General features: G+C 67.4%; 7 protein-coding genes. 6 read left to right on the top strand and 1 reads right to left on the bottom strand.

From position 1 onward, the window contains the following. Nucleotides 1–2 precede the first annotated feature (2 nt). The 6 genes from cobT (at nt 3) to U1707_RS15495 (ending at nt 7,268) form a co-directional block, all read left to right on the top strand. Nucleotides 3–1,826, top strand: a complete 1,824-nt coding sequence (gene cobT, locus U1707_RS15520; RefSeq protein ID WP_332800974.1) for a cobaltochelatase subunit CobT — start codon at nt 3–5, stop codon at nt 1,824–1,826. A 22-nt stretch (nt 1,827–1,848) separates the two neighbouring features. Continuing rightward, complete coding sequence (locus U1707_RS15515; RefSeq protein WP_443025714.1) at nt 1,849–2,091, top strand: ribbon-helix-helix domain-containing protein; 243 nt, start codon at nt 1,849–1,851, stop codon at nt 2,089–2,091. Between the two features lie 73 nt (nt 2,092–2,164). After that, nucleotides 2,165–4,651 (top strand): TonB-dependent receptor, encoded by a 2,487-nt coding sequence (locus tag U1707_RS15510; RefSeq protein ID WP_332800972.1) that lies wholly within the window; start codon nt 2,165–2,167, stop codon nt 4,649–4,651. A 7-nt stretch (nt 4,652–4,658) separates the two neighbouring features. Next, complete coding sequence (locus tag U1707_RS15505) at nt 4,659–5,405, top strand: tetratricopeptide repeat protein (protein WP_332800971.1); 747 nt, start codon at nt 4,659–4,661, stop codon at nt 5,403–5,405. Then, entirely contained in the window at nt 5,399–6,082 is a 684-nt protein-coding gene (locus U1707_RS15500; RefSeq protein WP_332800970.1) for a Fe2+-dependent dioxygenase, read from the top strand. The genes U1707_RS15505 and U1707_RS15500 overlap by 7 nt, the downstream gene beginning before the upstream one ends. Nucleotides 6,083–6,158: 76 nt before the next feature. Further along, entirely contained in the window at nt 6,159–7,268 is a 1,110-nt protein-coding gene (locus U1707_RS15495) for a PepSY-associated TM helix domain-containing protein (protein ID WP_332800969.1), read from the top strand. 153 nt (nt 7,269–7,421) lie between these two features. On the opposite strand, the gene U1707_RS15490 is transcribed toward U1707_RS15495, so the two are convergent. Then, entirely contained in the window at nt 7,422–12,038 is a 4,617-nt protein-coding gene (locus U1707_RS15490) for an NAD-glutamate dehydrogenase (RefSeq protein ID WP_332800968.1), read from the bottom strand. Nucleotides 12,039–12,070: the final 32 nt, after the last annotated feature.

Below are 12,070 nucleotides of genomic sequence, written 5' to 3'. Positions count from 1 at the left end.
CTTTGGCCAACGAAACACCCCTCGATCGGTTCAAGGCAGTTCTCGCCGGGACCGCGCGTGCGATTTCGGAAGAGCCCGAAGTCGAACTCGCGTTCACGGCTGACGCGCCGACGCAGAGCGGCAAGCACATCAAGGTGCCGATGCCCGCGCGTGCGCTGCCGGCCGAGCAGGTGGCGGAAGCGCGTGGGTTCGCGGATGGCTTTGCGCTGCGGCTGCGGCTGCACGACATCGCGCTGCATAACCGTGCCGCACCAGTCGAGGCGGTCGCGCGCGCGGTATTCGATTCGGTAGAGACGGCGCGAGTCGAGGCGCTTGGGTCGCGCGGCTATGCCGGGATCACCGAGAATCTCGAATATGCGCTCGAGGTCCGCCTGCGGGCAGACCCGATCACGCGCGCGCGCAACCGTGACGAGGTGCCGCTGTCGACCGCGCTCGGCCTGATGGTGCGCGAGCGGTTGACCGGGCAGGAATCGCCGGCGATCGCCGCCCCCGGCCTCGCGTTGGTCCGTGAGTGGATCGAGAGTAAGACTGACCTCGACGCGCTTGCCTATGCGCTCGACGACCAGAAAGCGTTCCAGGGTCTCGCGCGGAAGATGCTGCAGGAACTGGAGCTGGTCGAGGGCGATCAGGTCCCCGAGGAGAGCGACGAAGGCGGCTCCGAGGACGAGGGTACCGACGAGCAGCAGCAGGACGAGGGCGACGAAGGCGACGACCAGGGCGAAGACGGCCAGGGCGAAGTCGAGGCGCGCGGCGAACAGTCCGAGCAGCAGAACGAGGAAAGCGACGGCCAGGAGCAGAGCGACGAGTCGATGGACGACATCGACGGCGAGCCGGGCGACGACGGCGAGGAAGGCATGCAGCCGGTCCGCCCGAACCGTCCCTTCGCGGACATGGGCGGCGCGTTCGACTACAAGCCGTGGACGACGCAGTTCGACGAGGTGATCGCCGCCACCGAGCTCTGCGACGCCGACGAACTCGCACGTCTGCGCGGCTATCTCGACCAGCAGCTCGTGCACCTGCAATCGACCGTGTCGAAGCTCGCCAACCGGCTCCAGCGGCGGCTGATGGCGCAGCAGTCGCGGTCATGGGATTTCGACCAGGAGGAGGGCATCCTCGACGCGGCGCGCCTCGCCCGCGTGATCGTCAACCCGACGCTGTCGCTGAGCTACAAGGCCGAGCGCGAGACCGATTTCCGCGACACCGTCGTGACGCTGCTGATCGACAATTCGGGATCGATGCGCGGGCGGCCGATCTCGATCGCGGCGATCAGCGCGGACATCCTCGCGCGCACGCTGGAGCGGTGCGGCGTGAAGACCGAGATTCTGGGCTTTACGACGCGCGCCTGGAAGGGCGGGCAGAGCCGCGAGACGTGGCTAGCCGCGGGTCGCCCGCCGCAGCCGGGCCGGCTCAACGACATCCGTCACATCGTCTACAAGCGCGCCGACGAGCCGTGGCGGCGTGCGCGCAACTCGCTCGGGCTGATGATGCGCGAAGGGTTGCTAAAGGAGAATATCGACGGCGAGGCGCTGATGTGGGCGCACGCCCGGCTGGTCGCACGGCCCGAGGAACGCCGCATCCTGATGGTCATCAGCGACGGCGCGCCGGTGGACGATTCGACGCTCAGCGTGAACTCCGGTTCGTATCTGGAGCGGCATCTGCGCCAAGTGATCGGCTGGATCGAGAGCAAGTCGCCGGTCGAACTGGTCGCGATCGGCATCGGCCACGATGTTACGCGCTATTATGCGCGCGCGGTGACGATCATGGACGTCGAGCAGCTCGGCGGCACGATCATCGAACAGTTGGCCGCGCTGTTCGATACCGAGTGATGTCCTGGGAAGGGTGGGCAGGGTGATCGCAGCGCCTGCCGGCGGTTTCCACGGACCCGTCAAGCGCTCGATCACGATCGCCGGCCACCAGACCTCGATCAGCCTCGAACCGGTCTTCTGGCAGGCGCTCGAAGCGTCCGCGACGCGTCTCGGATTGCCCTTATCCGCACTTGTCGCGGAGATCGATGCGATCCGGATCGTCGCGGCGGCGCCCCCCAACCTCGCTAGCGCATTGAGAACATGGCTGTTCGACAAACTTGTTTGAGAACTAGTCGCATTAGCGTTGACAGTGCGAACGACTCTCAATAGCGAGCCCCGCAGAACAAAGGGGTTTGTCTATGTCGATACCTTCGCCGCGTGCATCGATGCCGCGCTCGTCCACCGTTCCGGCGTTTCTAGCTCTGTCGTGCGTCGGCGCCTTCGCGACCGCGCCCGCCTATGCGGCGGATGCGGACAAGGCCGCGGCACCTACAGCGGCGGACGAGCAGCAGCGCCAGGAAATCCTCGTCAACGGCCAGCGCCAGCGCGACGAGGGCCCCAAGCAGGTCGCGCCGCTGGTCAACACGCCGCGCTCGGTGATCGTCCTGCCCAAGGAGGTGATCGAACAGACCGGGTCGAACAGTCTGGCCGATGCACTGCGCACCGTGCCCGGCATCACGTTCGGTGCGGCCGAGGGCGGCAATCCGATCGGCGACCGCCCGTTCATCCGCGGCTTCGACAGCCAAGGCAGCATCTATGTCGACGGCGTCCGCGATCTCGCCTCGCAGACGCGCGAAGTGTTCGCGGTCGATTCGGTGCAGATCGTCCGCGGTTCGGATTCGACGCTCGGCGGTCGCGGCTCGGCCGGCGGCACGATCAACATCCTGTCGCGCCTGCCGCAGCTCGATCATTTCGGTACGCTCAGCGCCAGCTACGGCGAGGCGGATTACAAGCGCGTCACCGGCGACGTGAACCTGAAGGTCTCCGACACCGCCGCCTTCCGTATCGAGGGCATGTGGCATGATCAGGATGTCGCGGGGCGCGACGCGATCTGGCAGAAGCGCTGGGGCATCGCGCCGTCGTTCGCGATCGGGCTCGGAACGCCGACCCGCCTGACCGCGAGCTTCTATCACATGGAGAGCAGCGAACTGCCCGACAGCGGCATCCCGTATCTCTACACGATCGCCAACCATCCCGGCACGGGCAACGTCTCGACACAGCCCGCGCTCGGCACCGTGACGACCGCCGGCGGCCAGACCGGCTACGTCTCGCGCAAGAACTTTTACGGGCTGGCCAATCGCGATTTTCGCGAAGCCAACACCAACCAGGCGACGATCCGCGTCGAGCATGATTTCGGCGGCATCACGCTGCGCAACACCGCGCGCTACACGCACAGCACGCAGAGCTTCATCTTCACGCTGCCCGACGACAGCCAGGGTAATGTCTACGGCACCACTGCGACCAATACGGGGGCGAACGTGACGACCGGCGGCTATGTCTGGACGCGGGGCAACACGCGCTACGGCTATAGCGAGAGCATCGTCGATCAGACCGACCTGTACGGCAAGTTCGACACCGGCGGGATCGAGCACAGTTTCTCGCTCGGCACCGAGATCTCGTGGGAGAAGACGCGCCGCGGCGCGTTCGTGTCGGCCAACGGATCGACGATCTCTCCGCGCTGCAACACCGCGACGATCGCGCGCTCCTATTGCACCAGCCTGTTTGCCCCGAACCCGTATGCGCCCTGGGTCAACTACACGAGCGACACGTCGACCACGCCGACCCCGATCGTGAAGGGCGGGACCGCGACCGAAACGCAGAACGATGCGAACACCAAAGCGATCTACGCGTTCGATTCGATCACGCTGATGCCGTCGCTGATCCTGAACCTCGGCGCACGCTACGATCGGTTCCAGTCGACCGTCATCCTGCCGGGTGCCCAGCAGACGCGGATCAAGCGCGTCGACAATCTGTTCAACTGGCAGGCCGGTCTCGTGTTCAAGCCGACGCCGGAAACCAGCCTGTACGCAAGCTATGCGACCGCCGCGACGCCGCCGAACAGCCTGCTCGGCGAAGGCCGCGAGGACAATGCGATCACGGCCGCCACGCTCAACCTGCTGAAGCCGCAAAAGACCAAGTCGTACGAGGTCGGCGCGAAGGCCAGCCTGTTCGGCGAACGGCTTCAGCTCGGTGCCGCGGCATTCCAGACCGATATCGCCAATGCGCGCGTGCTCGACGACACCAACACCGCGTCGTTCATCGGCGAGACGCGGATCCGTGGCGTCGAATTCAACGTCAGCGGAACGATCCTGCCCGGCTGGACCGTCTTCGGCGGCTTCACGCATCTCGATCCGAAGATCATCGACGGCGGCTTCACGACGCTGACCGCACCCGCAGTCACGACGACCGCGAACGGCGTGGTGACGGTGCAACCGGCCCGTACGATCGGCGTCGTGTCGGTCAATACCGGCAAGCAGGTCCCGCAGACCGCGAAGAACAGCTTCACCGCGACCACCAACGTCACCGTGACCAAGCGGCTCCAGATCGGCGGCACGGCTTTGTATATGGACGAGCAGATCGGTGGCTATGCCGACAACCGCACCGCGACTCAGACCGCTGCGGGCGTGGTGTCGGTCAACCCGGCGACCAAGGTTCTGACGCGCAGCACCCCCGATTACTGGCGCTTCGATGCGCGCGCGAGCTACAAGCTGACCGATAATGTCGACCTCAGCGTCAACGCGCAGAATTTGACGAACAAGACCTATTTCTCGCAGACCTATGCCAGCCATTATGCCACGCTCGCGGCCGGCCGTACGATTTTCGGCACGGTGAACCTGCGTTTCTGAGGACGAGATGACGGCGATCGATACCCTCACGCCCGACGCCATCGCCGCGCGCCTCTCCGGCAGCCCGGAGGAGCGCGCGGCGTTCGTGCGTGAAGCGGCGGAGGCGGGCGTGGCCGAGGCGCAGGCGGTCTACGGGCAGATGCTGCTCGACGGCACCGGCGTCGCGTCCGATCCGGTCGCCGCGCTCGGCTGGTTCATCAAGGCGGCAGCGCAGCATCACGTGATGGCGCTCAACATGGTCGGGCGCTGCTACGATCTCGGCTGGGGCACGGCGGTCGACAAGGTGCGCGCGGCCGAATGCTACCGCATCGCAGCCGGGCGCGGGCTCGACTGGGCGATGTACAATTACGCGACATTGCTTGCGCTGGGCGAAGGCGTTGCCGAGGACAAGCCGGCTGCTTTGGCCTTGCTGGAAAAGGTCGCGGCGATGGACTCGAGATTGGCGAGCGCAAAGGCAATCAACTTCGTCGGCAGTTTCGCCGAAGACGGCTGGGCGTGCGAGCGCGACCTTGCGCGCGCCGCTGAATGCTATGCGAGCGCGGCGGAGGGCGGCGATTTCCGCGGATGTTTCAACCACGCCCGAATGCTCGGGGCAGCAGGGGATGTCGATGCGGCGCTCGGCTGGCTGCGACAGGCCGGCGCACAAGGCAATGCCGCGTTTCTCGCCAAGGCCGAAGCGTGGCTGGCGGCGAGCGATATCCCGGCGTTCCGGACGTCCGGTGTAGCGGCATTGCGCGAGGGTTCACGATGCTGATCGCCATCCCCGATGTGCTTGAGGCAGCGGACGTGGCGCGGGTGCGGAGCATCATCGATGCGGCTGCGTGGATCGACGGCAATGCGACCTCCGGCCAGCAATCGGCACTCGCCAAGCGTAACGAGCAACTGCCCGAGGACAGCGCCGCTGCGCGCGAGGCCGGCGGCATCATCCTCGACGCGCTCGGCCGATCCGCGCTGTTCGTCGCTGCCGCGCTGCCGCTGAAAGTCTTCCCGCCGCTGTTCAATCGCTATGCCGGCGGACAGGATTTCGGGCTGCACGTCGATACCGCGATCCGCATCAAGCGCGGCTCCGATTTCCGCATCCGCAGCGACCTGTCGGCGACGCTCTTCCTTGCCGATCCCGAGACGTACGACGGCGGAGACCTCGTGATCGAGGATCAGTTCGGCCCACAGTCGGTCAAGCTGCCCGCCGGGCATATGGTGGTGTATCCCGCCTCCAGCCTGCACCGCGTCGCGCCGGTCACGCGCGGCATGCGGGTCGCGTCGTTCTTCTGGTTGCAGTCGATGGTCCGCGACGACGGCGCGCGGCGTATCCTGTTCGATCTCGACCAGGGCGTGCAGGCCGTGGCGGCCACGCAAGGCCAGGGCGATCCGGCGATCGTGCGGCTGACCGGCGTGTATCACAACTTGCTGCGTCGCTGGGCCGACGCTTGAACGCGCAGGGTGACGGAAAGGGGTGGATCGGCGAGCGCGCACCGGTCATGCCACCTTCCACGAACGGGGGACTATGATGAGCAAGTTGGCGATGCGCAGGGCGTGGTTTCAGGTCCACAAGTGGATCGGGCTGATCCTCGCGATCCTGATCATTCCGTTGTCGCTCAGCGGCGCGGCGTTGGTGTGGCATGATGCGCTCGATCGGATCGTCGATCCGTCGCGCTATGCGGTGTCGGGAACGACGGTGCTCAGCCCGGATGCCTATGTCGCGGCGGCGGCGGCCCGGCTGACGCACGGCGAGCGGATCGCTCAGCTGACGATGCCGGAGGATGGCGGGCCGGTCGTGGTTGCCGCTGCCGCCGCCGGAACCGCGCCCAGGCGGCCGGGCCCGCCGCAAAGGACGGTGGTCTATCTCGACCCTCCGACCGCGCGCGTGCTGGAGGTGTCGCCCTCGAACGGCGGACTCGTCCGGTTCCTCCACGTGCTGCACGGGAGCCTGCAAGTGCCCGGCGTCGGGCGTTCGATCGTCGGCTGGATCGGCGTGGCGATGATGGTATCGTGCTTTACGGGGCTGTGGCTGTGGTGGCCGACGATCGGGAAGTGGACGCGCGGGCTGCGGTACAGGCGCCATCGCAACGCCGACACGAACCTGCATCACCTGTTCGGCTTCTGGATCGCGCTGCCGCTGTTCGTGCTCTCGCTGACCGGCGCGTGGATTTCGTTCCCGCAATTCTTCGGCAAGATCGCCGGCGAGGCCTCGCGGCCGAGAGGCGGGCCCGATCGCGGCGCGATGATGCGGGCAAAGCCGCTGGCCAGCCCCGCGCAGCCGCTCGTCGTCGCGATCGGCAAGGCGCGGGCTCTGGCCGGTGGCGCGCCGCTTCGCAGCATAGTGTGGCCGACCGATCTCAGCGCCGATTGGACCGTGACGTTCGCGCGCGGGACGACGCCGGTGGGCGTGAAGATCGCCGACGACACCGGCGGCGCGACCGCTGCACCTGCGCGGCCGCAGGGCGGGGTCGCGCGCTGGATGCGGCGGATCCACGACGGCACCGACATGGGTACGCTGTGGCAGGTGATCATCTTCCTCGGCGGGATATTGCCAGCCGTGCTGGCGGTGACCGGCGTGATCATGTGGTGGCGCGCCCGCGGGTGGAAGGCTGAGCTCGCGGCGCGGCGGGCGGCGTAAGATTTCCCTCGCCCCTTCGGGGAGAGGGAAGGAGGAGCACTTGCGACGGGAGGGTGAGGGGCGGTTGGGTGTCGCGTCCCGAGCCTCATGCCCCTCACCCTCCCACACGCAAGCGCGTCCGGGCCCCTCCCTCTCCCCGCAGGGGAGAGGGGTTTAGCGCCCGAGCAGCACGCGTGCCTGGCCGGCGATCTGTGCCAGCATCGCCGCGTTCGGGACGGCCGCATGACGCGCACGATCGATCACGGCCTTGAACTGCGACACCCGCGTGGCGTTCGCTACCAGCCAAGCCTCGACCGCGCCCTGCGGATCCTGTGCCCCGCGCCGCGCGATGAACTCCAGCCGCAACTGCTGGAAATCGCGCGCGAGGCCGGCGATCAGCAACCGCTCCCAGGGATCGGTCGGGCTGATCCGCGCCGCATTCGCCTGCGCCCAGTCGAGGCCCAGTGCCTGGCCGAGATGCGTGAACGCCCGCGTCAGCACCGCCTCGTCGAGCGTCATCCGCTCGCCGAGATCGGCAAGCCCGACCGCGCCGTCCATCTCGAACAGGCGCACGACTTTCCGCACCAGATCGCCCGGCGCGCCGACCGCTTCGAGCTGGCTGGCGATCCGCCCGCTCTGCGCGCTCGCCTCCTCCAGCAGCAACGCCGCGGTCTGGCTGTCGAGCTGCGTGATGCCCTTCGCGAGTCGCGCCATCACCGCGCCCGGCGCCGTGCCCGGTGCCGATACCCGCAACAGATCGGCGATCTGTGAGCGGGTCGCTACCGCCACCTCGTCGAACAGCGCGATCCGCGCTGCCTCGGGCATTACGGCCGTTTCGATCTCCGTCCACAAGGCCGGCAGGTCGAACAGGCGTTCGGCAACCACGAACATCGCCGCGATATCACCCATCGCCGCGCCTTCCTCTTCGGCGAGCTCGAACGGGTAGAGGATGCCGAGGCGATTGACGATCCGGTTGGCAAGCTTGGTCGCGACGATCTGCGGCCGCAGCCGATGCTCGTCGATCGCCGTCGCGTACCGTTCGCGCATCGCCGCCGGGAAGGCGGCGTGGAGGTCGGGCTTGAGCGCGTCGTCGCCCGCGATGTCGCTATGCTCGATCGCATCCTGCAACCCGAGCTTGGCGGTCGCCAGTAGCACCGCTAGCTCGGGCCGGGTGAGGCCGTGCCCGTCCAGCCCACGACGCAACAGGATATCGTTCGACGCCAGCCCCTCGACCGCGCGATCGAGCCGTCCGGAACCCTCGAAGATCTCGATCACTCGCACATAGCTCGGTACCGCGACCGCGCCGTCCGCCTCGGCGATCGACAGCGCCAGCGTCTGGAGGCGGTTATCCTCCAGCACCAGATGCGCGACATCGTCGGTCATGCTCGCGAGCAGCGTATTGCGGTCCTCGTACTCCAGCCGCCCCTCGATCATCTCGCGGTTGAGCGCGATCTTGATGTTGACCTCATTGTCCGAGCAGTCGACCCCCGCCGAATTGTCGATGAAGTCGGTGTTGATCCGCCCACCGCGGGTCGAGAACGCGATGCGCGCGGCCTGCGTGACGCCCAGGTTCGCGCCCTCGCCGATCGCGATCACACGCAGATCCTCGGCGTTGACGCGCAGCCGGTCGTTGGCCGGATCGCCGACCGCGACGTTCGCCTCCGATGCGGCCTTCACGTAAGTGCCGATGCCGCCGAACCAGAGCAGGTCGGCCGGCGCCTTCAGGATCGCCGAGATCAGCGCGCCCGGCTCCATCTCGCCGACCGTCACGCCGAGCGCGGCCTGCACCTGCGGCGACAGCTTGATGACCTTGGCGGTGCGCGCGAACACGCCGCCGCCCTTCGAGATCAGGCTGGCGTCGTAATCCGCCCAGCTCGACCGCGGCAGCGCAAACATCCGGTTGCGCTCTTCCCAGCTGATCGCCGGATCGGGATCGGGATCGAGGAAGATGTGGCGGTGGTCGAATGCCGCGACGACCTTCAGCGTCTTCGACAGCAGCATGCCGTTGCCGAACACGTCGCCCGACATGTCGCCGCAGCCGACGACGGTGATGCTCTCGCTCTGCACGTCGAGGCCACGTTCGGCGAAGTGCCGCTGGACGCTAAGCCATGCACCCTTGGCGGTGATGCCCATCGCCTTGTGATCATACCCGACCGACCCGCCGGAGGCGAACGCGTCGCCCAGCCAGTAGCCGCGTTCGAGCGCCAGCGCGTTCGCCACGTCGCTGAACGTCGCGGTGCCCTTGTCGGCGGCGACGACGAAATACGGGTCCTCGCCATCGAGGATCGTCACGCCGTCGGGGTGGACGATTTTGCCCTCGACGATGTTGTCGGTAATCGACAGCAGCGTGCGGATGAAGATCCGGTAGCTTTCGGTGCCCTCGGCTAGCCACGCGTCGCGGTTCGACGGAGCGGGAAGCTGTTTGGGATAAAAGCCGCCCTTCGCACCGGTCGGCACGATTACCGCGTTCTTCACGCGCTGCGCTTTCATCAGCCCGAGGATCTCCGTGCGGAAATCGTCGCGACGGTCGGACCAGCGCAGGCCGCCACGTGCGACCGGGCCAGCGCGCAGATGGATGCCTTCCACGCGAGGCGAATAGACCCAGACTTCACGCCACGGCACGGGCGCAGGGAGGCCCGGGATCAGATGGCTGTCGAGCTTGAACGCGAGCGCTTCCGACGCGGCCGGCGTGAACGCGTTGGTCCGCAGCGTCGCCGCAATCAGGTTGCGATAGGCGCGCAGGATGCGGTCGTCGTCGATCGCGGTAACCGCGTCGAGCCCGGCCTCGATCGCCTGATCCGCCTCGATCGCATTCCCCGGATGATCGGGATGATGCACCGCGGTAAACCGTGCGATCAGGGCCGCGGCAACTTTCGGTGCACGGCGGAGTGCATCGACCACGGTGGTCAACCCGTAAGGCATGCCTGCCTGGCGGAGATACCGGAACCACGCGCGGAACAGCACGACAGCCTGCGGTCGCATGCCAAGTTCGACGATCAGCCGGTTAAACGCATCGTTCTCGGCCGCGCCTTCCAGCACCGCGGCGATCGCGCCTTCGAGGACGGGCGCGTCGCTTTGCTGCGCCGCGTCGTTCGCCTCCAGCACGAAGTCATGCACGAACGGTACGCTGTCGTCGCGCAACCGCGTCGGCAGCTCGCCAATGATGCGGAAGCCGAAATTCTCCAGCACGGGTACCGCGTCGGACAACGGCAACGCGCCGCCCAGCTTGTAAATCTTCAACTGCGGATCGGCGCCGGCTTCGCCCGGCACGAGGCGCACACCGCGGGCATCCGCGTCGGTCAGCGCGGCGATGCGCTGGATATCCTCGGCAGCCTCGGCAGGCGTGCTGAGGTTGCGATAATTCTGCGGGAACGCGGCCGCCCATTTGAGCGCGAGGCGCGCGGCGCGGGGCGGTGGCAACGTCTCGACCAGCGCCGCCTCGACGTCCGATACCCAGCCGCGCACCATCCGCTGCAACCGCAGCGCGAGGGGCGCGACTTCAGGCATCCGGCCATCGCCGCGCAGATCGAGCGTGTAGCGAATCATCGCGACCTCGCCGTCCTCCAGCGCGATCGACCAGTTCAGGATGCTCCCATTCGCCGCTTCCGCGAGCATGTCGCCGATCGCGACACGGCGGCTGGTGGTCACGTCGTCGCGGGACAGCCAGACGAACCCGAACAGGTGACGGCCCAGCGCGGACTCGACCAGCACCAGTGCCGGCCGCGGGCGATCCGCCAGGCTCATCGCGGTCAGCGCGAGATCCTCCAGCGCATCGGGCGCGAACGCGATCACCAGGTCGTGCGGAAGCGCGGTGAACGCATGCGTCAGCGCCTTGCCGGCATGGCCGCGCGGATCGAACCCGAACTTTGCCTTCATCGCCGCCAGACGCGTGCGCAACACCGGCACATCGCGGGGCATCGCCGCCAACGCAGCGCTGGTCCAAAGTCCGCTATAGATCGACAGCCCGGCGACCGTCGCGCCCTCCATCACCGGCACCACGACCAGATCGAGCGGTACCGCGCGGTGCACGGTCGAAATCAGGTTCGACTTCAACAGCAACGGCGCATCGTTGCCCGCCTCGAACCATTCGATCGCCAACGCGCGCGAGGCGGCCGCGAGGATCGGTACGCGATGTTCGTTACGCGCGATGCCGAGCGCGGCATGACCGCTGCCGTCGCGGTGCCAGATCTGGTGCCCCAGCAACGTCAGGTGGCCGTTGAGGAACCACTGCAACAACGCCGCGCCTTCACCCTCGGGCAGTTTTGCGATGTCGTCGTCGAGTGCTGCCTGCATCGCGCGCCAGTCGGTCACCGCCGCACGGACGTCGGCCAGCACCGCGGTCAGGTCCTCGATCAGCCCGCGACGGTCTCGCGCGTCGGCGCGTTCCATCTCCAGATAGATCATTGATTCGGGGCGGCCCGCACCCTGGCCATCGGCGTCGATCGCATGCAGCGTGCCATCGGGCGTACGCGTCGTGCGGACGACCGGGTGGATGATCCGGTCGACCGCAATGTCCTGCGCACCGATCGCCGCGGCGATCGAATCGACCAGGAACGGCATGTCGTCGTTGATGATCGCGAGGCGCATGCGACGCCGCGTATCGTCCGCGCTGATCGGCTCGATCGCGATCGCTGGCGCCCCGTCGTCGCGGTGCGCGGCGGTGGCGGCCACGAACGCCGCGGCTTGCGCGACCTCGCCCGCACCGAAGTCCTTGAGTTCGCCCGGAAGGGCCCGTTCGGTCAACCGGCCCGCAAGGGTTTCGGTAAGCGTGTTCAACGATTGGTTCGCCATAGATCAGGGCCTATGCGCCCGCCCATCGGCTA

Origin of the sequence: Sphingomonas sandaracina (assembly GCF_036663695.1) — a bacterium.
Lineage (GTDB): Bacteria > Pseudomonadota > Alphaproteobacteria > Sphingomonadales > Sphingomonadaceae > Sphingomonas.
Note: the sequence above shows the minus strand (reverse complement) of the source record. Positions and strands in the feature narration are given on the sequence as shown.

Coding starts and splice junctions, on each gene's coding strand:
- U1707_RS15510 (WP_332800972.1), top strand. CDS start 2,165: ATGTCGATACCTTCGCCGCGTGCATCGATGCCGCGCTCGTCCACCGTT.
- U1707_RS15490 (WP_332800968.1), bottom strand. CDS start 12,038: ATGGCGAACCAATCGTTGAACACGCTTACCGAAACCCTTGCGGGCCGG.
- U1707_RS15495 (WP_332800969.1), top strand. CDS start 6,159: ATGAGCAAGTTGGCGATGCGCAGGGCGTGGTTTCAGGTCCACAAGTGG.
- U1707_RS15505 (WP_332800971.1), top strand. CDS start 4,659: ATGACGGCGATCGATACCCTCACGCCCGACGCCATCGCCGCGCGCCTC.
- U1707_RS15500 (WP_332800970.1), top strand. CDS start 5,399: ATGCTGATCGCCATCCCCGATGTGCTTGAGGCAGCGGACGTGGCGCGG.